The 23,047-nt window shown below is 59.1% G+C and carries 23 protein-coding genes and 1 other RNA gene; 14 read left to right on the forward strand and 10 right to left on the reverse strand.

From position 1 onward, the window contains the following. Positions 1-20 precede the first annotated feature (20 nt). Together rpiA and serA are read left to right on the forward strand one after the other, a co-directional pair. Positions 21-680: a ribose-5-phosphate isomerase RpiA gene (gene rpiA / locus ABLU73_RS01660; protein ID WP_002916495.1), complete on the forward strand. Its 660-nt coding sequence runs from the start codon at positions 21-23 to the stop codon at positions 678-680. A 269-nt stretch (positions 681-949) separates the two neighbouring features. Then, on the forward strand, positions 950-2,182 hold the full coding sequence (serA, locus tag ABLU73_RS01665) for a phosphoglycerate dehydrogenase (RefSeq protein ID WP_043520934.1): 1,233 nt from the start codon (positions 950-952) through the stop codon (positions 2,180-2,182). A gap of 83 nt (positions 2,183-2,265) precedes the next feature. Here serA and ABLU73_RS01670 read toward each other — a convergent pair whose 3' ends face one another. From ABLU73_RS01670 to zapA, 3 genes are all read right to left on the reverse strand, one after another. Then, positions 2,266-2,862 (reverse strand): 5-formyltetrahydrofolate cyclo-ligase, encoded by a 597-nt coding sequence (locus ABLU73_RS01670; protein ID WP_004205297.1) that lies wholly within the window; start codon positions 2,860-2,862, stop codon positions 2,266-2,268. A gap of 99 nt (positions 2,863-2,961) precedes the next feature. Further along, a non-coding RNA gene (ssrS, locus tag ABLU73_RS01675) (6S RNA) lies at positions 2,962-3,145 on the reverse strand. 41 nt (positions 3,146-3,186) lie between these two features. Then, the gene (zapA, locus tag ABLU73_RS01680) at positions 3,187-3,516 is read right to left on the reverse strand and encodes a cell division protein ZapA (RefSeq protein WP_004205298.1); all 330 of its coding nucleotides are present in this window, start codon (positions 3,514-3,516) and stop codon (positions 3,187-3,189) included. A gap of 166 nt (positions 3,517-3,682) precedes the next feature. Here zapA and ABLU73_RS01685 point away from each other — a divergent pair, with 166 nt between their 5' ends. The 8 genes from ABLU73_RS01685 to ABLU73_RS01720 all read left to right on the forward strand — a co-directional run bounded on the left by ABLU73_RS01685 (position 3,683) and on the right by ABLU73_RS01720 (position 13,746). Then, on the forward strand, positions 3,683-4,261 hold the full coding sequence (locus tag ABLU73_RS01685; RefSeq protein ID WP_002916486.1) for a YecA family protein: 579 nt from the start codon (positions 3,683-3,685) through the stop codon (positions 4,259-4,261). Between the two features lie 23 nt (positions 4,262-4,284). Further along, entirely contained in the window at positions 4,285-5,601 is a 1,317-nt protein-coding gene (pepP, locus tag ABLU73_RS01690) for a Xaa-Pro aminopeptidase (RefSeq protein WP_049116103.1), read from the forward strand. Further along, positions 5,598-6,776, forward strand: a complete 1,179-nt coding sequence (ubiH, locus tag ABLU73_RS01695) for a 2-octaprenyl-6-methoxyphenyl hydroxylase (protein ID WP_264923597.1) — start codon at positions 5,598-5,600, stop codon at positions 6,774-6,776. The genes pepP and ubiH overlap by 4 nt, the downstream gene beginning before the upstream one ends. Before the next feature lie 10 nt (positions 6,777-6,786). Further along, positions 6,787-7,989, forward strand: a complete 1,203-nt coding sequence (ubiI, locus tag ABLU73_RS01700; RefSeq protein WP_004205302.1) for an FAD-dependent 2-octaprenylphenol hydroxylase — start codon at positions 6,787-6,789, stop codon at positions 7,987-7,989. 423 nt (positions 7,990-8,412) lie between these two features. Next, positions 8,413-9,507 carry a glycine cleavage system aminomethyltransferase GcvT gene (gcvT, locus tag ABLU73_RS01705; protein ID WP_004205303.1) on the forward strand — a complete coding sequence of 365 codons (1,095 nt, stop codon included), beginning with the start codon at positions 8,413-8,415 and terminating at the stop codon, positions 9,505-9,507. A gap of 24 nt (positions 9,508-9,531) precedes the next feature. Next, positions 9,532-9,921: a glycine cleavage system protein GcvH gene (gcvH, locus tag ABLU73_RS01710; protein ID WP_002916479.1), complete on the forward strand. Its 390-nt coding sequence runs from the start codon at positions 9,532-9,534 to the stop codon at positions 9,919-9,921. A gap of 145 nt (positions 9,922-10,066) precedes the next feature. Continuing rightward, the gene (gene gcvP / locus ABLU73_RS01715) at positions 10,067-12,940 is read left to right on the forward strand and encodes an aminomethyl-transferring glycine dehydrogenase (protein WP_264923598.1); all 2,874 of its coding nucleotides are present in this window, start codon (positions 10,067-10,069) and stop codon (positions 12,938-12,940) included. Between the two features lie 62 nt (positions 12,941-13,002). After that, on the forward strand, positions 13,003-13,746 hold the full coding sequence (locus ABLU73_RS01720) for an SDR family oxidoreductase (protein ID WP_048325677.1): 744 nt from the start codon (positions 13,003-13,005) through the stop codon (positions 13,744-13,746). Positions 13,747-13,940: 194 nt separating this feature from the next. On the opposite strand, the gene ABLU73_RS01725 is transcribed toward ABLU73_RS01720, so the two are convergent. From ABLU73_RS01725 to ABLU73_RS01750, 6 genes are all read right to left on the reverse strand, one after another. Beyond that, the gene (locus tag ABLU73_RS01725) at positions 13,941-14,444 is read right to left on the reverse strand and encodes a protein disulfide oxidoreductase (protein ID WP_080847483.1); all 504 of its coding nucleotides are present in this window, start codon (positions 14,442-14,444) and stop codon (positions 13,941-13,943) included. Continuing rightward, positions 14,434-15,045 carry a DsbA family protein gene (locus ABLU73_RS01730; protein WP_080838257.1) on the reverse strand — a complete coding sequence of 204 codons (612 nt, stop codon included), beginning with the start codon at positions 15,043-15,045 and terminating at the stop codon, positions 14,434-14,436. The genes ABLU73_RS01725 and ABLU73_RS01730 overlap by 11 nt, the downstream gene beginning before the upstream one ends. A gap of 1 nt (position 15,046) precedes the next feature. Next, positions 15,047-17,056: a protein-disulfide reductase DsbD domain-containing protein gene (locus tag ABLU73_RS01735; RefSeq protein ID WP_348850027.1), complete on the reverse strand. Its 2,010-nt coding sequence runs from the start codon at positions 17,054-17,056 to the stop codon at positions 15,047-15,049. A gap of 49 nt (positions 17,057-17,105) precedes the next feature. Then, positions 17,106-17,465: a hypothetical protein gene (locus ABLU73_RS01740; protein ID WP_017899797.1), complete on the reverse strand. Its 360-nt coding sequence runs from the start codon at positions 17,463-17,465 to the stop codon at positions 17,106-17,108. A gap of 124 nt (positions 17,466-17,589) precedes the next feature. Further along, on the reverse strand, positions 17,590-19,023 hold the full coding sequence (gene bglA, locus ABLU73_RS01745) for a 6-phospho-beta-glucosidase BglA (RefSeq protein ID WP_004205314.1): 1,434 nt from the start codon (positions 19,021-19,023) through the stop codon (positions 17,590-17,592). A gap of 118 nt (positions 19,024-19,141) precedes the next feature. Beyond that, positions 19,142-19,870: a MurR/RpiR family transcriptional regulator gene (locus ABLU73_RS01750; RefSeq protein ID WP_004205316.1), complete on the reverse strand. Its 729-nt coding sequence runs from the start codon at positions 19,868-19,870 to the stop codon at positions 19,142-19,144. Between the two features lie 49 nt (positions 19,871-19,919). Between ABLU73_RS01750 and yqfB the strand changes: the two genes are divergently transcribed. Both yqfB and ABLU73_RS01760 read left to right on the forward strand, forming a co-directional pair. Next, a complete protein-coding gene (gene yqfB, locus ABLU73_RS01755; protein WP_004205318.1) occupies positions 19,920-20,231 on the forward strand; it encodes a N(4)-acetylcytidine aminohydrolase in 312 nt (103 codons plus the stop codon). Positions 20,232-20,393: 162 nt separating this feature from the next. Beyond that, positions 20,394-21,053, forward strand: coding sequence for a hemolysin III family protein (locus ABLU73_RS01760; protein WP_004205319.1), 660 nt, complete (start codon positions 20,394-20,396; stop codon positions 21,051-21,053). A gap of 104 nt (positions 21,054-21,157) precedes the next feature. Here ABLU73_RS01760 and ygfZ read toward each other — a convergent pair whose 3' ends face one another. After that, positions 21,158-22,141, reverse strand: a complete 984-nt coding sequence (gene ygfZ / locus ABLU73_RS01765; protein WP_049116109.1) for a tRNA-modifying protein YgfZ — start codon at positions 22,139-22,141, stop codon at positions 21,158-21,160. Positions 22,142-22,386: 245 nt separating this feature from the next. Between ygfZ and sdhE the strand changes: the two genes are divergently transcribed. Together sdhE and ABLU73_RS01775 are read left to right on the forward strand one after the other, a co-directional pair. Next, positions 22,387-22,653 carry an FAD assembly factor SdhE gene (gene sdhE / locus ABLU73_RS01770; protein WP_002916312.1) on the forward strand — a complete coding sequence of 89 codons (267 nt, stop codon included), beginning with the start codon at positions 22,387-22,389 and terminating at the stop codon, positions 22,651-22,653. After that, positions 22,634-23,044 carry a protein YgfX gene (locus ABLU73_RS01775; protein ID WP_004205323.1) on the forward strand — a complete coding sequence of 137 codons (411 nt, stop codon included), beginning with the start codon at positions 22,634-22,636 and terminating at the stop codon, positions 23,042-23,044. The genes sdhE and ABLU73_RS01775 overlap by 20 nt, the downstream gene beginning before the upstream one ends. Positions 23,045-23,047 lie beyond the last annotated feature (3 nt).

Raw genomic sequence — 23,047 nt, forward strand, 5'->3', positions numbered from 1 at the left:
TCACATCTCGGACCATAATTATGACGCAGGATGAACTGAAAAAAGCGGTAGGTTGGGCGGCGCTGCAATACGTACAGCCAGGGACCATTGTGGGCGTAGGCACCGGCTCGACGGCGGCTCATTTTATTGACGCGCTGGGCACCATGAAGGGGCAAATCGAAGGGGCGGTTTCCAGCTCCGATGCCTCCACCGAGAAGCTGAAAAGCCTCGGGATCACCGTCTTCGATCTCAACAGCGTCGATCGCCTGGGGATCTACGTTGACGGCGCGGATGAGATCAACGGTCACATGCAGATGATCAAAGGCGGCGGCGCGGCGCTGACCCGTGAGAAGATCATCGCCTCGGTAGCGGATAAATTTATCTGCATCGCCGATGCCTCCAAGCAGGTCGATATTCTGGGTAAATTCCCGCTGCCGGTTGAGGTCATTCCGATGGCGCGCAGCGCCGTGGCGCGCCAGCTGGTCAAGTTGGGCGGCCGTCCGGAATACCGTCAGGGCGTGGTGACCGATAACGGCAACGTGATCCTTGACGTGCACGGCCTGGAAATTCTCGATGCTATCGCGCTGGAAAACGCGATTAACGGCATTCCTGGCGTCGTGACCGTGGGGCTGTTCGCCAACCGCGGCGCCGACGTGGCGCTGATCGGCACCGCTGACGGTGTGAAAACCATCGTAAAATAGTCTGTCCGCAGGGAGCCAACCGGCTCCCTCGCAAATATTTTTTCACCTGGCGCAATTTAGTGACTTCTGTCACATTTGTGCAACCATTCTGATTAACGCGCTACCGTTCATTATCTTTCTGGTGTTTTGTCCTGCCATTTCCTTCTGAATGACATTTCTTCAGGACAGCGACGCAAACGTTCATATTGCCGCGATAGTTTTTTTTGATATGTTGCTGAGACGAACTTTCGTTCAGCACGACATCAGTTAAGACAAAACAGGACGGGGAAATGGCTAAGGTATCACTGGAAAAAGACAAGATTAAATTTCTGCTGGTTGAAGGTGTGCATCAAAAGGCAATCGATAGCCTTCGCGCGGCAGGTTACACCAACATTGAATTTCATAAAGGCGCGCTGGATTCCGAACAGCTGAAAGCGTCGATCCGTGATGCCCATTTCATCGGCCTGCGTTCCCGTACCCACCTGACTGAAGAGATTTTCGCCGCGGCGGAAAAACTGGTTGCCGTCGGCTGCTTCTGCATCGGTACCAACCAGGTCGATCTGGACGCCGCCGCGAAACGCGGTATTCCGGTGTTTAACGCGCCATTCTCCAATACCCGTTCGGTGGCCGAGCTGGTGATCGGTGAGCTGCTGCTGCTGCTGCGCGGCGTGCCGGAAGCCAACGCCAAGGCGCATCGCGGCGTATGGAATAAGCTGGCGGTGGGGAGCTTTGAAGCGCGCGGCAAGAAACTGGGGATTATCGGTTACGGCCACATCGGCACCCAGCTCGGCATTCTGGCGGAATCGCTGGGGATGCATGTCTTCTTCTATGATATTGAAAACAAACTGCCGCTGGGCAACGCCACTCAGGTACAGCATCTCTCCGACCTGCTGAACATGAGTGATGTGGTTAGCCTGCACGTGCCGGAAAACGCCTCCACCAAAAATATGATGGGCGCGGAAGAGCTGGCGCTGATGAAGCCGGGCGCGCTGCTGATCAACGCCTCCCGTGGTACCGTGGTGGATATTCCGGCGCTATGCGATGCGCTGGCGAGTAAGCATCTGGCCGGGGCGGCGATCGACGTCTTTCCGACCGAACCCGCAACCAACAGCGACCCCTTCACTTCGCCGCTGTGCGAGTTTGATAACGTGATCCTGACGCCGCATATCGGTGGCTCCACTCAGGAAGCGCAGGAGAACATCGGTCTGGAAGTGGCCGGCAAGCTGGCGAAGTACTCTGACAATGGGTCTACCCTGTCGGCGGTCAACTTCCCGGAAGTTTCTCTGCCGCTGCACGGTGGACGCCGTCTGCTGCACATCCATGAGAACCGGCCGGGCGTCCTGACCGCCATCAACCAGATCTTCGCCGCGCAGAGCATCAATATTGCCGCCCAGTATCTGCAAACGTCGCCGCAGATGGGTTACGTGGTTATTGATATCGAAGCGGAAGAAGATGTTGCCCAGCAGGCGCTGCAGGCGATGAAAGCGATCCCGGGGACTATCCGCGCCCGTCTGCTGTTCTAACCATTTTTGCCTCTCGGGCAGGTCGCGTGCCTGCCCGTTTTTTTGTTAACACCTTCCAGGCAGAAATTCTTCTCCCCACGTACCTACCAACACCAGGTTTTGCCCGGGGTGATCACCGCCGGCAGCGGGATATCCCACTCTTCGCTCGGCAGGGTGTCCACCTGCTGGCAGTCGTGCGCGTAGCCCACCGGCTGCAGGCGATACTGCTGCCAGTTTTGCAGCGTCCGGTCGTAAAAACCGCCACCCATCCCCAGCCGTTGTCCGCCGGCATCGAAGGCCACCAGCGGGGTGACCAGCACATCGAGATCAGCGAGCGGCAGCACGTCGCGCACGTCGAGCTTCGGTTCACGGATCTTCAGGCGATTCACTATCAGTTCGCTCTGCGGATGGTAATGTAAAAACAACAGGTTACCGGGGCTAAACGGATGCAGCACCGGGAGATACACCCGCTTGCCGGCCCGCCAGAGCTGGTCAATCAGCGGTTGGGTGTCCAGCTCGCCGTCAAAGGAGAGAAACAGCGCCACGGTGTGGGCGAGAACCACCGGCGGCCAGGCCATCATTCGCTCTGCGGCCTGCAGGGCAAACTGCCGCTGTTGCTCAGGGCTGAGCGCGCGTCGACGCTCGCGGATCTGCTGGCGAATATGCTGGCGGGAAAGCAGGGTATCGGGCTGTAGGGTCATGCAGGTCTCATGGCGAGCAGGCGAAACAATAGAAAGCAGTGTAATACAGTGCGGCGTCAGCCGAAAACAGGTGTGGGGAAATAATGCGAAGTGAGGAAGGGAATCTCCGAGATGCCGCCGCAGGCTGTAACCCTTGAACCCTTGGTTCAAGGTGAATGTGTCGTCACGGTTTTAAGGCTTCTCGGACGGACCGAGCATGCTCACCAACCGTGGAGCGCCACATTCTTGTGGTATGAAATATCGGCTCAGGGGACTGGCCCGCTTGCAAACATCTCAGAGAAATTTTGTTCCTGGAGTTACTCTAACACAGTTAACTGCAAAGTGTTATTCAAACTTCGACCCTGGTCTTTCGCTTATGCGACCTTGCTCAAGCAATGCTTGCTCGATGGTCTGCTGAAGCATGCGAATGCGCTGCTCCATGCTGGAAGCGTAGTCGCGGGTCTTCGCTTTTTCCTGAGTCAACTCATAGCTGATGTTCAACGCGGCGATGAAGACCAGCTGCTCAGTATTTGTGACTCTAGTGCGTTCTTTTAAATCTTGCAACCGCTGATTAAGGTCTTCAGCTGCCTGATTCAGGGCATCCCTTTGTTCAGGCGGGCAATTCACTCGCAGTGAACGGCCGAAAATTTGGAGATCTACGGGTTGTGCAGACATGCCACCTTCCTGCTGATTGACTGCGCTGCCTTCACACCCTGACCCGGGTCTGCGAAGGGGCGACACTATAGCTACCCTGGTGCGAAGATACAAGCCCTATTCTGGTTCACCAGGGTCCAAAGTGGTAGCATACCATGAATATTCCTCCCAACGATGACGAATGCGCATGTCTATACAGAACGAAATGCCTGGTTACAACGATGTAGACCAGTTACTGAACCAACAAGGGGTAGGGCTTACCCCGGCCGAGATGCACGGTTTGATCAGCGGATTGCTGTGCGGCGGCAACACGGACAGCAGCTGGCAGCCGCTGGTGCACGACCTGACCAACGAAGGTCTCGCCTTCGGCCATGAGCTGGCCCAGGCGCTGCGTAACATGCATTCCGCCATCAGCGACTCACTGGATGACGACGGCTTCCTCTTTCAACTGTATCTGCCGGAAGGCGATGCGGTGAGCGTCTTTGATCGCGCCGACGCTCTCGCCGGCTGGGTCAACCACTTCCTTCTTGGCCTTGGCGTGAGCCAGCCGAAGCTGGATAAAGTGAAAGACGAAACCGGGGAAGCGATTGACGATCTGCGTAATATTGCCCAGCTAGGCTACGATGAAGACGAAGATCAGGAAGAGCTGGAGATGTCTCTGGAGGAGATTATCGAGTATGTCCGCGTTGCCGCACTGCTGTGCCACGACACCTTTGCGCGTCAGCAGCCAACCGCACCGGAAGTCCGCAAACCGACATTACACTAACTAAAATTCGTTCAGGGGGCGTCATGACTCAGCAGGAATTTCTCTCGCGTCGCCAGGCGCTGTTGGCGCAGATGCAGCCAGGCAGCGCGGCGCTGATTTTCGCCGCACCGGAAGCGGTGCGCAGTGCAGATTCGGAATATCCCTACCGGCAGAACAGCGATTTTTGGTACTTCACCGGCTTCAACGAACCGGAAGCGCTGCTGGTGTTGATTAAAAGCGATGAAACCCACAACCATAGCGTGCTGTTCAACCGGGTTCGCGATCTGACCGCTGAGATCTGGTTCGGTCGCCGTCTGGGCCAGGAGGCTGCGCCGGCGAAGCTTGGCGTTGACCGGGCGCTGGCGTTCAGCGAAATCAACCAGCAGCTGTATCAGCTGCTCAACGGTCTGGACGCTATCTATTTCGCCCAGGGCGAATATGCCTATGCCGATCAGATTGTGTTCAACGCCCTCGAAAAACTACGCAAAGGCTCGCGCCAGAACCTGCAGGCGCCGAACTCGGTCATCGACTGGCGGCCCATTGTGCATGAGATGCGCCTGTTCAAATCGGCGGAAGAGCTGGCCGTGATGCGCCGCGCCGGTGAAATTAGCGCTCTGGCCCATACCCGGGCGATGGAAAAATGCCGCCCAGGCATGTTCGAGTATCAGCTGGAGGGCGAAATTCTTCATGAATTCAATCGCCACGGCGCGCGTTTCCCCTCCTATAACACCATCGTTGGCGGCGGCGAAAACGGCTGCATTCTGCACTACACCGAAAATGAATCTGAACTGCGCGACGGCGATCTGGTGTTGATTGACGCCGGCTGCGAGTATCGCGGCTACGCCGGCGACATTACCCGCACCTTCCCGGTGAACGGCAAATTCAGCCAGCCGCAGCGCGAAATCTACGATATCGTGCTGGAATCGCTGGAGACCGCGCTGGAACTCTACCGCCCGGGCACCTCAATCTGCCAGGTGAATCAGGAAGTGGTGCGCATCATGATCACCGGCCTGGTGCGGCTCGGGATCCTCAAAGGCGAGGTTGACGAGCTGATCGCCAACAACGCCCACCGCCCGTACTTTATGCACGGTCTGAGCCACTGGCTGGGGCTGGATGTGCACGATGTCGGTAATTACGACACCGACCGTTCGCGCGTCCTGGAACCGGGAATGGTGCTGACCGTCGAGCCGGGGCTGTATATCGCCGCCGACGCCGACGTACCGGCGCAGTATCGCGGCATCGGCATTCGTATTGAAGATGACATCGTGATTACTGAAGACGGCAACGAAAATCTCACCGCCGGCGTGGTGAAGAAGGCAGATGAGATCGAGGCGCTGATGGCGGCGGCGCGCCAGTCATGAGCGTGCTGATTGTCGGCGGCGGGATGACCGGCGCGACGCTCGCCCTGGCCATCTCCCGTATGACCGGCGGCGCGCTGCCGGTCCATCTGATTGAGGCGCAGGATCCCCAGTCGGCTCGCCATCCCGGCTTCGACGACCGGGCGATCGCCCTGGCCGCCGGCACCTGCCAGCAACTGGCGCGCATCGGCGTCTGGCAACGTCTCGCCGAGCGGGCGACGCCTATCCAGCGGGTACACGTCAGCGACCGCGGCCATGCTGGTTTTGTGAATCTGGCGGCGGCGGATTATAGCCTGTCGGCGCTGGGTCAGGTGGTTGAACTCCACGATGTCGGCCAGCGACTGTTTAGCCTGCTGCGCGAGGCACCGGGCGTGACGCTACATTGCCCGGCGAAAGTGGAAGCGGTCAGCCGTCGCCAGGAGAGCGTCAGCCTTACCCTTGAGGGGGGCGAAACGATCAGCGGTAAGCTGCTGGTGGCGGCGGACGGTTCGCGTTCGTCGCTGAGCGCCCGCTGCGGCATCAGCTGGCAACAGCAGCCCTATGAGCAACTGGCGATTATCGCCAACGTGAGCACCGCGCTGCCCCACGAAGGCCGCGCGTTCGAACGTTTTACCGAGCATGGCCCGCTGGCGATGCTGCCGATGTCGCAAGGGCGCTGCTCGCTGGTGTGGTGTCATCCGCAGTCGCGCCGCGATGAGGTGCTGAGCTGGTCTGACGAACGTTTTTGTCAGGAGCTGCAGCAGGCGTTCGGCTGGCGGCTGGGGCGCATTACTCACGCCGGGAAGCGCGGCGTCTATCCGCTGGCTCTCACCACCGCCAGCCGCGCGGTGTCGCACCGCCTGGCGCTGGTCGGCAACGCGGCGCAGACGCTGCACCCGATTGCCGGGCAGGGCTTTAATCTCGGCCTGCGCGATGTGATGAGCCTGGCGGAGTTGCTCGCTGACGCCCATCTCAGCGGCGAAGATGTCGGCCATTATCCGCTGCTGTGTCGCTATCAGGCGCGCAGGGCAGGGGATAAAGCCGCCACCATCGGCGTGACCGATGGGCTGGTGCATCTGTTTGCCAACCGTTGGGCGCCGCTGGTGGCGGGGCGCAATGTCGGTCTGATGGCCATGGAATTATTTACCCCGGCGCGCGATGCGCTGGCGCAGCGTACCCTCGGTTGGGTTCCCCGTTAAGGAGTAGAACGTGCAAAGTGTTGATGTTGCCATTGTTGGCGGTGGAATGGTGGGGCTGGCGGTAGCCTGCGGTTTACAGGGCAGCGGCCTGCGCGTCGCGGTGCTGGAGAAAGCGGAGCCGCAGCCGCTGGCCGCCGATGCGCCGCCGGCGCTGCGCGTGTCGGCAATTAACGCCGCCAGCGAAAAGCTACTGACCCGCATCGGCGTCTGGTCAGAGATCGTCGCCCAGCGCGCCAGCTGCTATCACGGCATGGAAGTGTGGGACAAAGACAGCTTCGGCCGCATTAGCTTTGATGACCAGAGCATGGGCTTCAGCCATCTGGGCCACATTATTGAAAACGCTGTGGTGCATTATGCGCTGTGGCAGAAGGCGCAGCGTTGCGCTGACGTTACCCTGCTGGCGCCTGCGCAACTGCAGCAGGTGGCGTGGGGCGAGAATGAAGCCTTTCTCAGCCTGCAGGACGGCAGCATGCTCACCGCGCGGCTGGTGATCGGCGCCGATGGTGCCAATTCATGGCTGCGCAATAAAGCCGATATTCCGCTGACCTTCTGGGATTACCATCATCATGCGCTGGTAGCGACCATCCGTACCGCTGAGCCGCATCAGGCGGTGGCCCGCCAGGCGTTCCATGGCGATGGGATCCTCGCCTTCCTGCCGCTCTGCGATCCGCATCTGTGCTCGATCGTCTGGTCGCTGTCGCCGGCGGAGGCGCAGCGGATGCAGGAGGCTGATGAAGCCACTTTTAATCAGGCGTTGAATATCGCCTTCGATAATGGCCTTGGCCTCTGCCAGCTGGAAAGCGCACGTGAAGTCTTCCCGCTGACCGGCCGCTATGCCCGCCAGTTCGCCGCCCACCGCCTGGCGCTGGTCGGCGATGCCGCGCATACCATCCACCCGCTGGCCGGGCAGGGCGTCAATCTCGGCTTTATGGATGCCGCCGAGCTTATTGACGAACTGAAGCGCCTGCACGCCCAGGGCAAGGATATCGGCCAGCATCTTTATCTGCGCCGCTACGAGCGTAGCCGCAAGCACAGCGCCGCGCTGATGCTGGCGGGCATGCAGGGCTTCCGCGACATGTTTTCCGGTAGCCATCCGGCGAAGAAATTCCTCCGCGACATGGGGCTGAAACTGGCCGATACGCTGCCGGGCGTGAAACCGCAGCTGATTCGCCAGGCGATGGGCCTCAACGATCTGCCTGCCTGGTTACGTTAACCGCGTCACACTTCTTTCACCCGGCCTGCGCGCCGGGTTTTTCCCCTCATTTGAAATATTCTAATTTCACCTCTTTTTTCGCATTAGATTTATTAATGCGTCCTTTTTTTTGTTAAAGAAATTAGGACGATAAAATCGCACAAAACACCATCATTCCCTAATCAGTGCCGCCTTAATGTTAATTTTATGTGGCATAAATCGCTTTTTTCCAGTCAATAACTCTGTAGGCTTTTCGGCGGATTTTAGTCATAAGCTAATGTGATGCCCTGAATGAGCTTATGGTTTAGTGCCGGGTTCGGTGGTAAGTTCAGGCAAAAGAGAACGTTTGCGTCGGCGTTCGTCAGCGATGCCGACACCCGATTTCGTGGCGAAAAATCGCCGACAATCTTGTGGCTGGTTCCGTTTTTATTCGATGAGGAAAAGATGGCTCAACAGACTCCGTTGTATGAACAACACACGCTGTGCGGCGCGCGCATGGTGGATTTCCATGGCTGGATGATGCCGCTGCATTACGGATCCCAGATTGATGAGCACCATGCGGTGCGAGGCGACGCAGGCATGTTCGATGTGTCGCATATGACCATCGTTGATTTCCATGGCAGCCGGACCAGAGAGTTCTTGCGCTATTTGCTGGCCAACGACGTGGCGAAGCTCACCACCCCAGGCAAAGCGCTCTACACCGGCATGCTGACCGCCTCCGCCGGCGTCATCGACGACCTGATTGTCTATTTCCTCTCTGAAGATTATTTCCGCCTCGTTGTTAACTCCGCCACCCGCGAAAAAGACCTCGCCTGGATTTCCGAACAAGCTGAACCCTACGGCCTCGAAATCATCGTCCGCGACGATCTGTCGCTGATCGCGGTCCAGGGTCCGCAGGCGAAAGCGAAGGCGGCGACGCTGTTTACCGACGCGCAGCGTCAGGCCGTGGAAGGTATGAAGCCGTTCTTCGGCGTGCAGGCCGGCGAGCTGTTTATCGCCACCACAGGCTATACCGGCGAAGCGGGCTATGAAATCGCCATGCCGAACGAGCAGGCGGCGGATTTCTGGCGCGGTCTGCTGGACGCTGGCGTTAAGCCATGCGGTCTCGGCGCGCGCGATACCCTGCGCCTGGAGGCCGGAATGAACCTGTATGGCCAGGAGATGGACGAAGGCGTCTCTCCGCTGGCGGCGAATATGGGCTGGACTATCGCCTGGGAACCGGCGGATCGTAACTTTATCGGTCGCGAAGCGCTGGAGATGCAGCGTGAAAAGGGCACCGAACAGCTGGTTGGCCTGGTGATGACTGAGAAAGGCGTCCTGCGCGGCGGCCTGCCGGTGCGTTTTACCGATAGCGACGGTAACCAAAAAGAAGGCATTATCACCAGCGGCACCTTCTCGCCGACGCTGGGCTACAGCATCGCGCTGGCTCGCGTGCCGGCCGGGATTGGCGACACCGCGGTGGTGCAAATTCGTAACCGTGAAATGCCGGTAAAAGTGACTAAACCTGGTTTTGTACGCAATGGCAAAGCCATTGTGTGATTTCCCTTTTTTGGAGATGAATTGATGAGCAACGTACCAGCAGAACTGAAATACAGCAAAGAACACGAATGGCTGCGTAAAGAAGCGGACGGCACCTATACCGTCGGGATCACCGAGCATGCGCAGGAGCTGCTGGGCGATATGGTATTCGTTGATCTGCCGGAAGTGGGCGCCACCGTCGAAGCGGGTGCCGATTGCGCGGTTGCCGAATCCGTGAAAGCGGCTTCCGATATTTATGCCCCGATTAGCGGTGAAATCGTTGCCGTTAACGAAGAGCTGAACGACTCGCCGGAACTGGTCAACAGCGACCCGTACACCGACGGCTGGATCTTCAAGATCAAAGCCAGCGACGAAGCGCAGGTTGCCGCGCTGCTGGATGCCGCCGCGTATGAAGCTCTTTTAGAAGACGAATAAATACGCGTCATCCTTCACGCTGCAGGGGCGTTGGCTTCCTGCCGCGCGAATGATTTTGCGTATTCCGGCCCGGTAAGCATCAGCGCTTGCCGGGCAAACCAGTCAGACAATCACGATTCACCGCACGTTTCAGGAACCATCGCTCATGACTCAGACTTTAAGTCAGCTTGAAAACCGCGACGCCTTTATTGAACGTCACATTGGCCCGGACGCTCAGCAGCAGCAAGAGATGCTGAAGACCGTCGGCGCGGATTCGCTTAACGCCCTGATCGGCCAGATTGTGCCGCAGGATATCCAGCTGGCGACCCCACCGCAGGTGGGCGACGCGACAACCGAATTCGCCGCGCTGGCAGAGCTGAAGGCGATCGCCGGTCGCAACAAGCGCTTCAAGTCTTACATCGGCATGGGCTACACCGCCGTGCAGCTGCCGCCGGTTATTCAGCGCAACATGCTGGAAAATCCGGGCTGGTATACCGCCTATACCCCTTACCAGCCGGAAGTCTCCCAGGGCCGCCTGGAATCGCTACTCAACTTCCAGCAGGTCACTCTCGATCTCACCGGGCTGGATATCGCTTCCGCTTCGCTGCTCGATGAAGCGACCGCCGCCGCCGAAGCGATGGCGATGGCCAAACGCGTCAGCAAACTGAAAAACGCCAACCGCTTCTTCGTTGCCGCCGATGTCCATCCGCAAACCCTGGACGTGGTGCGCACCCGTGCGGAAACCTTCGGCTTCGACGTGATCGTCGATGACGCCGACAAAGTGCTCGATCACCAGGATGTCTTCGGTGTGCTGCTGCAGCAGGTGGGCACCACCGGCGAAATCCACGATTACAGCAAACTAATCGCCGAGCTGAAAGCGCGCAAAGTGATAGTCAGCGTCGCCGCCGACTTTATGGCGCTGGTGCTGCTGACGGCGCCGGGCAAGCAGGGCGCGGATATCGTCTTCGGCTCCGCCCAACGCTTCGGCGTGCCGATGGGCTACGGCGGCCCGCACGCGGCCTTCTTCGCAGCGAAAGATGAATTCAAACGCTCCATGCCGGGCCGGATTATCGGCGTATCGAAAGATGCGGCGGGTAACACCGCGCTGCGCATGGCGATGCAGACTCGCGAACAGCACATCCGCCGCGAGAAAGCGAACTCCAACATTTGTACCTCGCAGGTGCTGCTGGCCAACATCGCCAGCTTGTACGCGGTTTTCCACGGCCCGGCGGGTCTGAAACGTATCGCAGGCCGCATTCATCGCCTGACCGACATTCTGGCCGACGGCCTGCAGAAGAAAGGGCTGAAGCTGCGCCATGCGCACTACTTCGACACCCTGTGCGTGGAAGTGGCGGATAAAGCCGCGGTGCTGGCGCGTGCCGAAGCCCTGCAGATTAACCTGCGCAGCGATATTCACGGCGCGGTGGGCATAACGCTCGACGAAGCAACCACCCGCGAAGACGTGCTCAACCTGTTCCGCGCCATCGTCGGCGACGATCATGGTCTGGACATTGATACCCTGGATAAAGACGTGGCGCTGGACAGCCGTTCCATCCCGGCGGCGATGCTGCGCGACGATGCGATCCTCACCCATCCGGTGTTCAACCGCTACCACAGCGAGACCGAGATGATGCGCTACATGCACGCCCTGGAGCGTAAAGATCTGGCGCTGAACCAGGCGATGATCCCGCTGGGTTCCTGCACCATGAAGCTGAACGCCGCGGCGGAGATGATCCCGATCACCTGGCCGGAATTCGCTGAGCTGCACCCGTTCTGCCCGGTCGAGCAGGCGGAAGGGTATCACCAGATGATCGCCCAGCTCTCCGACTGGCTGGTGAAACTGACCGGCTATGACGCCGTCTGCATGCAGCCGAACTCCGGCGCGCAGGGCGAATATGCTGGCCTGCTGGCGATTCGCCACTATCACGAGAGCCGCAACGAAGGCCATCGCGATATCTGCCTGATCCCAAGCTCCGCGCACGGCACCAACCCGGCTTCCGCGCAGATGGCGGGTATGCAGGTGGTGGTGGTTGCGTGCGACAAAAACGGCAATATCGATCTCGCTGACCTGCGTGAAAAAGCAGAGCAGGCGGGGGCGAATCTCTCCTGCATCATGGTCACCTATCCGTCGACCCACGGCGTATATGAAGAGACCATTCGCGAAGTGTGCGAGATCGTGCACCAGTTCGGCGGCCAGGTTTACCTTGACGGCGCTAACATGAACGCCCAGGTCGGGATCACCTCTCCGGGCTATATCGGCGCCGACGTTTCGCACCTCAACCTGCATAAAACGTTCTGCATTCCGCACGGCGGCGGCGGCCCGGGTATGGGCCCAATCGGCGTGAAAGCGCACCTGGCGCCGTTCGTGCCGGGTCACAGCGTGGTGCAGATTGAAGGGATGCTGACCCGTCAGGGCGCGGTTTCCGCCGCGCCGTTCGGCAGCGCGTCCATCCTGCCGATCAGCTGGATGTATATTCGCATGATGGGCGCGGAAGGGCTGAAGCAGGCGAGCCAGAACGCGATCCTTAACGCCAACTACATCGCTACCCGTCTGAAAGACGCCTACCCGGTGCTCTACACCGGTCGCGATGGTCGCGTGGCGCACGAATGTATTCTCGATATTCGTCCGCTGAAAGAAGAGACCGGCATTAGCGAACTGGATATCGCCAAGCGTCTGATCGACTTTGGCTTCCATGCGCCAACCATGTCCTTCCCGGTAGCGGGTACGCTGATGGTTGAGCCGACGGAATCGGAAAGCAAAGTGGAGCTGGACCGCTTTATCGACGCGATGCTGGCGATCCGCGCTGAAATCGACCGCGTCAAAGCCGGTGAATGGCCGCTGGAAGACAACCCGCTGGTGAACGCACCGCACACCCAGTGCGAGCTGGTGGGCGAGTGGAACCATCCGTACAGCCGCGAGCTGGCGGTATTCCCGGCTGGGTTGCACAACAAGTACTGGCCGACGGTGAAACGTCTGGATGATGTCTACGGCGACCGCAACCTGTTCTGCTCCTGCGTACCGATGAGCGAATACCAGTAAGTTTGCGTTTTAGCTAAACTTTTAAAGGCGCTGCGGCGCCTTTATTTTTTTGGAGGGAAGGTATGGGAATAGCTCTTATTAGCGGCTCGAGCCGCGGCATAGGCCGGGCGACGGCGCTGCTGCTGGCGCAGGAAGGGTATACCGTGGCGGTCAATTACCATCACAACATTAACGCCGCCACCGAGGTGGTGAATACCATTGTGGCGTCTGGCGGCAAAGCCACGGCGCTGCGGGCGGACATCAGCGATGAAGCGCAGGTGATGGCGATGTTTGAGGCGATTGACCGCATGGGCGAGCCGCTGACGGCGCTGGTCAACAACGCCGGGATCCTCTTTACCCAGTGTACGGTGGAGAGCCTGAGCGCCGAGCGCATTAACCGCGTGCTGGCGACCAACGTCACCGGCTATTTCCTCTGCTGCCGCGAGGCGGTCAAGCGCATGGCGCATCGGCATGGCGGTAAGGGCGGGGCGATAGTTAACGTGTCGTCGGCGGCGTCGCGCCTTGGCGCGCCGGGGGAGTACGTTGACTATGCCGCGTCGAAAGGGGCGGTAGATACCCTGACCACCGGGCTGGCGCTGGAGGTGGCGGCGCAGGGGATCCGGGTCAACGGCGTCCGTCCGGGGCTGATTTATACCGAAATGCACGCCTCCGGCGGTGAACCGGGGCGCGTGGATCGAGTGAAAGGTTCGCTACCGATGCGGCGCGGCGGCCAGCCGGAAGAGGTCGCTCAGGCCATTGCCTGGCTGCTGAGCGACAAAGCGTCGTATGTAACGGGTAGCTTCCTTGAACTGGCGGGCGGGAAATAACCCGTAGATGTCTATTGCCCGGCGGCGCTGCGCTTGCCGGCCCTACGGGGTCAAAGCCGAATGGTAGGCCGGGTGGCGGATACGCCTTACCCGGCATAAAAACCGCTAAAGCCCGACGGTCTACCAGGGGGCCGGCCACAGCCTCAGTACCCGTAGCCCGGCTAAGCGCAGCGCGAGCCGGGTAACGCGGCGGCCTACCAGGAGGCCAGCCACAGCCGCAGGCGCATTCCCCAACTGCTGGTCCAGCCGGTGGTAACCGACTTTACCTCGCCTTGAGAAATGACCACCAGCGTTGGTGTTACCTGGATATCCCACTGCCGCGCCAGCTGGCCGCTTGGATCATTCACCGTCGGCAGCGCCAGTTTCTTCCTGGTCAGCCACTTCTCCAGCGTGACGTTATCTCCGGAACGCAGGGCTACCGTCAGCACATTGCCGCCGTCAGCGGCAAGCGATGCCACCGACGGCGTGGTGTAGTGACAAACTCCGCACCAGGTCGCCCAGACGTACAGCAGCAGCGGCTTTTGCTGGCTCATGGCATGCAGATCCAGCGTTTTACCGTCGAGGGTTTGCAGCGATGTGGCGCTGACGTTTTGCGGCAGCGCGGGCTGGCGAAAATAATCCACCGCCAGGCCCACCGCCGCGCCAATCAGCAGCCACACCGCCAGCTCGCGCAGCCAGCGCCTGATTTTACTGGCCACGGGCTTTCGCCAGCTGCTCTTTCACCAGCCCCTCCAGCTCATCAGCAGGGATCGCCCCGGCCACCATCTGATCGCCGATGATGGTCGCCGGGGTGCCCTGAATATTCAGCACCTGCGACAAAATCAGGTTCATCTTCAGCGAATCCATGGTCTTGTCATCGATATTTACACTATCGGTGGCGGTTTTCTTCTGCGCCGCGGCGATGCTGGCGTCATCGTGATAGCCTTTTTTCGCCATCAGCCGCTGATGCAGTGCCCAGAACTTATCGGGCTGCTGGCGCCAGGTCGATAGCGCCGCTTTGGCGGCATTGACCGAACTTTGCCCCTTGAACGGCAGCAGCTTAACGATCAGCTGAATGTCCGGGTTATCGTGGACGATTTTTTCCAGCAGCGGATCAAACTGTTTGCAGTAAGGGCAGTTGTAATCGGTAAACGAGACGATCGTCAGTTTTGGCGCTTTCGCGCCGGTGCGCGGGCTGTTCGGATCGTTAAACAGCAGCTGCGCCAGCTGGTCATTAGCGTTTGCTTGTGGTTCTTCCGCCGGGGCGGCGAAGCTGAAGGCGGATATGCACAGCAGCAATAAGGCGTTGATAGCTCTCATGTTATTTTCCTTGGGCGACGGACAGGGTGGCGAGAAGGTGTTCGCGATCTAACAGCGCAGGCAGGATCTCTCCCTGCGGCAATCCCGGTCCGTAAATCTGGTTAAACGGCACCGCGGCGCTGCCGCGAGTGGTTAAAAACTGACTAATCGTGGCGGAGGGTCGGCTCCAGTCGCCGCGCAGGGCGACCACGTCCGGCGCTAACAGCGCCTGCTGGACGTCATCGCGCAGCAGCACGTTGTATTTATTGGCTTTACAGGTCACGCACCAGTCGGCGGTGACATCAATAAACACCCGCTTATGTTCCGCCAGGGCGCTGGCGATAGCCTGCTCGCTGAGCGGCTGCCAGTTAACCCGGTCGCGGCGCGGGCCCTCGCCGTCAGATCGGGAGACTAAGGCGACGGCGCCCGCCACCACGATGGCCAGGGCGCCCGCGCGCAGCGCCGTCCGCCAGCGGTAGCGCCAGGCGGTGGCCAGCAGCAGGGCGATGGCCAGAATTACCAGCAGGGTAAGCACCGGCGTAAGGCCGATGTGGATCGTCAGCAGGCTGACCAGCCATAGCGCTGAACCAAGCATCATTAGCCCCAGCAGTACGCGCAGATGATTCATCCAGCGGCCGGGACGTGGCAGTCGTTGCGCCAGCCCCGGCCAGGCAACGATCAGCAGCCACGGCAGGCTCATGCCGATCCCCATGGCGAAGAAAATGCCCCACAGCAGCGGCAGAGGCGCCACCAGCGCCACCGACACGGCGGTGCCAAGGAACGACGCGGTGCAGGGGGTCGCCAGCAGGGTGGCGAAGGCGCCCTGCCAGAAATGGCCCATTAAGCCGTTGCCGCCGCGGGTGGCGAGGAAGGTACTGGCGCTGGAGGAGAGGCGGATTTCGAACAGCCCCAGCAGACTGGCGCTGAACAGGATCATCACCAGCGCCATGGCGCCGATAAACCACGGGCTCTGGAACTGGATCCCCCAGCCGAGCGCCTGATTACCCAGGCGTAGCGCGGTCATCATCAGCGCCAGCGCCAGGAACGAGACGACGATCCCGCACGCCCAGGCGAGGAACTGTCGGCGTACCGCGCCGCGTTCGCGATGTTCGGTTTGCACCAGCGAGCCGAGCTTCATGGCCAGCACTGGCAGCACGCAAGGCATCACATTGAGGATAAGCCCCCCGGCCAACGCCATCAGCAGCACCCAGCCTAACGTCAGCTCCGGCGCGGCGCTGCCGGCGCTGATGGCGATCTGGCTTTCCTGCGCCTGGCCGCTATCCGCCAGCACCAGCGACAAGGTTTTACCGCGCAGATCCGGCGCCGCTTCGCCCCAGCTATCGGTGACCGGTATGGTGGCGGTCAGCGTATCGCCGCGGCTGGTAAAGCTCGGCTTGCCGAAATCGACATCCTCCATGCTGTCGATAAACAGCGCTGGCTGCTGCCAGCCGGCATCGCGGCGAGCGGTCACCGTCAGTTTGCCGCTGACGTAGCTGGCGGTCAGCTGCGAAGTCAGACCATCGCCCAGCGGCAGCGTGCCCATCGCGCGGGTGAAATCGTAGCCAAAACCCTCCCCTGGCGGGGCCGTCATATCCAGCGAAAAGGGATAGTCAGTAAGAATGCAGACATTGCTGCAGGTGGATAACGTCAGTACGCCGCTGAGCGTCGGTGGTATCTTCCCGCGCAGCGTCATCGGGAAGCTGACGTCACCGTGATAGCCCTGAGTGGAAATGCCCGCGACGTCGAAGCGCTGCGGCGTCGGCCAGCGCCAGTCAACCTCCAGCGGCGTGTGCCAGGCGATAGCCGGCGCGATGCCGCCTTCCCCCGGCGAGCGCCAGTAGGTTTTCCAGCCCTTTTCCAGCGCCACGTCTAAAAGCAGGCGGGTATCGCCATTGCTCTCGGTTTGCGCCCGCAGGCGGACGCTGGCGTGTTGATTGTCGGCGGCGCGTAGCCAGCCGCTGTCGGCGGCCTGACTGACGGGCAGCCATAGCCAAAGCAGGCAGACCAGTAGTCGCCTGAATAACATAGACATAAATTTGCTCCATAAATGATGAATTAACCTGAACTGTCAGGAAAATCAGTCACTCACGGAAGACGCATAATCGCAGATGCACCCGCAATCGGGGCGGGGAGATAACGCGGGGAGGCCACTGGCGCTCGATACGCGGCGGGATCGCCGCCAGCACCGCCAGCAGCAGGGTGATAGCCAACAGCGCCCCTTCAAACAGCATCGGCGGGACGGCCATCAGCGACTTGGCGCTGAGTTCGCACGGCGTGACCGGCGCGTCGGCTTTATCCTGGGTTTGCTGTAGTGACGGGCTGTCGGCGGTGAGGTTCATGACCAGCGCGTGCATCCCGGCCATTCGCTGGGCGGTGCAGACCAGCACCACCAGACAGGCCAGGAGGACAAAAAGAATGGCTTTGCGTTGTCGCTTAATCATGAGCGCCTCAAATATTCACGAGGCCTATCTTATCGGGCGAACGCGTTTTGGCAATGGTAAAGCTGTAAAGAAGTGTCTGGCAGATAAGCGATTTGCCCTCTCCCGGCCGGGAGAGGGCGGTCAATTACAGATTCTCGCCGTTGCTGGCGATGACTTCTTTGTACCAGTTAAAGCTCTTCTTGCGCGAGCGGGACATGTCGCCGGTGCCGTCGTCGTGTTTGTTGACGTAGATGAAGCCGTAGCGTTTGCTGTACTGCCCGGTAGTGAAGGAGACGCAGTCGATGCAGCCCCATGGGGTATAGCCCATCAGATCGACGCCGTCATAAGTGACCGCTTTGATCATCTCTTCGATATGGGCGCGCAGATAGTCGATGCGGTAGTCATCGTTGATGCTGCCGTCGGCTTCGACTTTATCGTAGGCGCCAAAGCCGTTCTCGACGATAAACAGCGGCTTCTGGTAGCGCTCATACAGTTCACACAGGGAATAGCGCAGACCGACCGGGTCAATCTGCCAGCCCCAGTCGGAGGCTTTGACGTGCGGGTTCGGCACGCTGCCTTCGAAGCCGGAAATGGCGTCGCCGGTGCCGCCTTCGGCTTTCACCGCGTTGGTCATGTAGTAGCTGAAGCCGAGGTAAGCGCAAGTGCCTTCGCGCAGGATCTGCGCATCGCCATCTTCCATCTTGATGTTGAAGCCGCGGCGCTCCCACTCATTCAGCACATAGCTCGGGTAGTAACCGCGCAGTTGGACGTCGGTAAAGACGTAGCGCTCGCGCATCGACTCCTGGGCAAACATGACATCTTCCGGTTTGCAGGAGTAAGGGTAGAGGGCGACCATCGCCAGCATGCAGCCGACCTGCATGTCCGGGTTGATGCGCCGCGCCGCTTTCACCGCCAGCGCGCTGGCGACGAACTGATGGTGCAGCACCTGGTACATGGTCTCTTCCGGATTGTCATGCTCGGTATAGACCACCCCGGAGCAGCAGTAGCCGAACAGCGGCGCGCGCCAGTTGCGCTGGTTGTTGATCTCGTTGAAGGTCATCCAGTATTTCACTTTGTGCTTATAGCGCTCGAAAACCACTTCGGCAAAGCGCACAAAGAAATCGACCACTTTGCGGTTGGTCCAGCCGCCGTACTGCTGCACCAGGTGCAGGGGCATCTCGAAGTGGGAGAGGGTGATCACCGGCTCGATGTTGTATTTCAGCAGCTCGTCGAACATGTCGTCGTAGAACTTCAGTCCCTCTTCATTCGGCTGGGTTTCGTCACCCTGCGGGAAGATGCGGGTCCAGGCGATGGAGGTGCGGAAGCATTTGAAGCCCATCTCGGCGAACAGTTTGATGTCTTCTTTGTAGCGGCCGTAGAAATCGACCGCTTGGTGGTTGGGGTAATATTTGCCGGCTTCCACCTGGTGGGTGATTTCACGCGGCACGCCGTGCGCCCCGCCGGTCAGCACGTCGCAGATGCTGGGGCCTTTGCCGCCCTGATCCCAGCCGCCTTCAACCTGATGCGCGGCAACCGCGCCGCCCCATAAAAAATCTTTCGGAAGGGTTAATTTTTTCATCCTGGCTAATCTCTCTAATAACTATTGCGCTCGAGTCTAGCAAAGTGAAATTGAATGTCACGATATAACAAATTTCTCCAAAGGTAATATGTTACATCAAAAAAACAGGCTGTTATTTTTAGCTGATTTTGCGCGCTAATTTACGCCCGAGCGATTCGAGAATATAGATCACTGGAATTTGCGTGGTAATATCGTAGACGCCGCCAATGCGGGTCTGCGGGACGTGCCAGGAGAGATTGAAATCGGCCAGTTTGGCCAGCCGCGAATGCTCGTGACTGGTAATCGACATCACCTTGCAATGATGCAGGCTGAACTGGCTGGCGAAACGCAGGATCTCTTCTGTTTCGCCGGAGACGGAAAGCACGATCGCCAGCGCGTTGCGGGCCATATCGTTGGTCACCGGAAAATAGGGGTCGTCAATATGGTTGCTAAATTTCCCGACGTTGGAGAAGAAACGGGCGCCGTATTTCGCCAGCGCGCCCGAGGTGCCCGCGCCGACAAAAATAATACGTTCTGAGGCGAGAATAATATCGACGGCCTGGTCTAGTAACCCATCGAACTCGTCATTATTAACGCTTTTAAAAAAGCTCATGATTTCACTGGCGCCGATATTTGCCTGTTGAGGCTCGTTCTGCTCAAGATATAATTTAAAACGTACGCGAAATTCAGAGTAGCCCTCGCACTGCAGTTTGCGGCAGAAGCGCAACACGGTGGTGGTGGAGACGCCGGCGGCTTCGGCCAGTTCGCGGATGGTCATGTACATCACTTTGTCGCGATTCTTTATGACGTAGTGGTAGACCATCATCTCAAGATTATTGAGACTGGCGACAGCGGCGTGGGAGAACATACTCACAGGGCGAACTCACAATTCATAATGACCAGGACGGAATTATATCATGCAGGCCAATGACATTACCTTTTTTCAGCGTTTTCAGAACGACATCCTCGCCGGGCGCAAAACCATTACTATTCGCGATGCGGCGGAGTCGCACTTTAAGGTCGGCGATGTGCTGCGCGTTGGGCGCTATGAAGACGACGGCTATTTTTGCACCATCGCCGTGACCGCGACCTCGACAGTGACCCTCGATACGCTGACTGAACAGCATGCTCAACAGGAGAATATGACCCTGGGGCAGCTGCGGCAGGTCATCAGCGACATCTATCCTGGCGAGAGCCAGTTTTATGTCATTGAATTCAAAACGCTTTAAGGTAAGCAGGAACAGCTGTGAGTTGAAATAAAAATTTAACCTTTTGATTTTAATGTATTTACAAATATACATCTTTTTATTTTAGCTAACAGGTGTTCACTGGAATCATTCTCAGTTACCCTAAGTGAGCAATGAAAGCGTTCTTGTTTTCAGGAGTCCAATATGGTGCGCAAACCATTAATCACTCAGGGATATTCTCTGGCAGAGGAAGTTGCCAACAGCATCAGCCACGGGATCGGGCTGGTGTTCGGTATCGTCGGGCTCGTGCTATTGCTGGTGCAGGCGGTGGACACCAACGCCAGCGCGACGGCGATCACCAGCTACAGCCTGTACGGCGGCAGCATGATTATGCTGTTCCTCGCCTCCACGCTCTATCACGCGATCCCGCATCAGCGGGCGAAACAGTGGCTGAAGAAATTCGACCACTGCGCTATCTACTTGTTAATCGCCGGGACCTATACGCCGTTTTTGCTGGTGGGGCTGAACTCGCCGCTGGCGAAGGGGCTGATGATCGTCATCTGGAGCCTGGCGCTGCTGGGGATCCTGTTTAAGCTGACCATCGCGCACCGCTTTAAAATTCTGTCGCTGGTGACCTATCTGACCATGGGCTGGCTGTCGCTTATTGTGGTCTATCAGCTGGCGGTGAAGCTGGCGGTGGGTGGCGTAACGCTGCTGGCGGTTGGCGGGGTGGTGTACTCACTGGGGGTCATCTTCTACGTCTGCAAACGTATTCCCTATAACCACGCTATCTGGCACGGCTTCGTGCTCGGCGGCAGCGTGTGTCACTTCCTGGCGATTTATCTTTACATCGGCCAGTCCTGATAAACATCCCACGGTGGCGCTGCGCTTACCGTGGCTACGATACTCTGCGGCCGGGTAGCCCGGCTAAGGCGAAAGCGCCGCAAGCCGGGAGTCATAACGCTTAATTACACGTCTTCCAGCGAATAGGGCAGCGGTTCGATGCGTAGGCTTCCGGCATCGTCGCGCACGCGGAAGATGCTGTCCGGCTCCATATCGTTATTCATCACCACCTGCACCAGCAACTGGCCATCATCCAGCTGAACCGCCGCAAGCACCGTACCGGTGCGGCGCCAGTTGTCGCCCATCTTCAGCTCCAGGTCTTCCCCGGCTTCCGGCACCCGGCTGGCGGTACCTGACAGCGTCCACAGCGCGCGCTTATTGGCGCCGCGGAATTTCGCCCGCGCCACCATCTCCTGACCGGTGTAGCAGCCTTTTTTGAAGCTGATGCCGCCCAGCGCCTGCAGGTTGGTGGCCTGCGGAATGAACTGCCCGCTGTTGGCGCTGTCGATAACCGGCAGACCGGCTTCAATATTCAGCGCCAGCCACTGCTGGCTGTTGTTGAGCTGCGCTTCGCCGCGCAACGCGTCGGTGACGCGGTTGGCGGTGTCGACATCGGTCACCAGCAGGAAGCGCTCGCCCGGGTGTTCAAACCACAGCAGGCTGGTGGCGCCTTCGCTGACCGCCGGAGTGGCGGCGTCGGGCAGAGCGGCGAACAGCGGCGCCAGCGCGGCGCGCGCCTGGAAGCCGGCCACCCCCAGCAGAACCAGATCGTCGTTGGCGGCGATGGTGACTTTGGAGAAGACGGCATATTTTTTCAGCTCGGTCAGCTGCGCGTCGCGCAGGCTGCGGCGTTCAATCCACGCGAAGCCGCCGTCGCGACGGAATACGCGCAGGTTGCTCCACATCTTGCCTTTGGCGTCACAGTGGGCGGCAAGCAGATGCTGAGCATCGGTGAGACTGCTCACATCGGCGGTAATCTGCCCCTGCAGGTATTTTTCGCTGTCTGGCCCGCTAATCGTCGCCAGCGCCCAGTCATCCAGGGTCATCAGCGTTAACGGCAGACGAGCGGAAGAGGAAGGCTGACGCGGAGGAAAAGGTGTAAAAGCCATAGTCATATCCTGAATCGCTTAACGCAGTGTGTGTGACCAATGGTAAAAGAGCTATAGTGCATTGCAAGTGCTTTCAACAGGCCATTTGTGCGCTGACGTTTGGTGAAGGCCCGGCGTGGGAAAACAATAAGCCCATCATTATTTTATGGTTTTTATGGAAGGATGCTCGCATTCAGCGATATTCCTGTAAAGTTACGGCAGAAAACGGGTTAAACTAACCAATATTTTGCTGCTGGAAGGTCAACATGGACATTAACAATAAAGCACGTATCCACTGGGCATGCCGCCGCGGGATGCGCGAACTCGACATCTCCATCATGCCGTTCTTTGAGTATGAGTACGATACCCTCAGCGACGCTGACAAACAGCTGTTCATTCGCCTGCTGGAAAATGACGATCCGGATCTATTCAACTGGCTGATGAACCATGGCAAACCGGCCGATGCGGAGCTGCAGCGGATGGTAACCTTAATTCAGACACGGAATCGGGAACGTGGTCCTGTGGCAATCTGATCTCCGTATCTCCTGGCGCGCGCAGTGGTTTTCTCTGCTGCTCCACGGCGTTGTGGCGGCGCTGGTGCTGCTGGTTCCCTGGCCGTTAAGCTACACCCCGATCTGGCTGCTGCTGCTGTCGCTGGTGGTCTTTGACTGTGTGCGCAGCCAGCGACGGATCCATGCCCGTCGCGGGGAGATAAAACTGCTCACCGATTCCCGGCTGCGCTGGCAAAACGCCGACTGGGAGATCCTCGGGACGCCGTGGGTCATCAACAGCGGAATGCTGCTGCGTTTGCGCCATGTCGATACCCGACGCGGTCAGCATCTGTGGCTGGCGGCGGACAGCATGGATGCCGGAGAGTGGCGGGACCTGCGCCGGCTGGTGCTGCAAAAACCGGCGCAGGAGTAAGCG

It is taken from the genome of Klebsiella sp. GG_Kp175 (assembly GCF_040062325.1).
Lineage (GTDB): Bacteria > Pseudomonadota > Gammaproteobacteria > Enterobacterales > Enterobacteriaceae > Klebsiella > Klebsiella quasipneumoniae.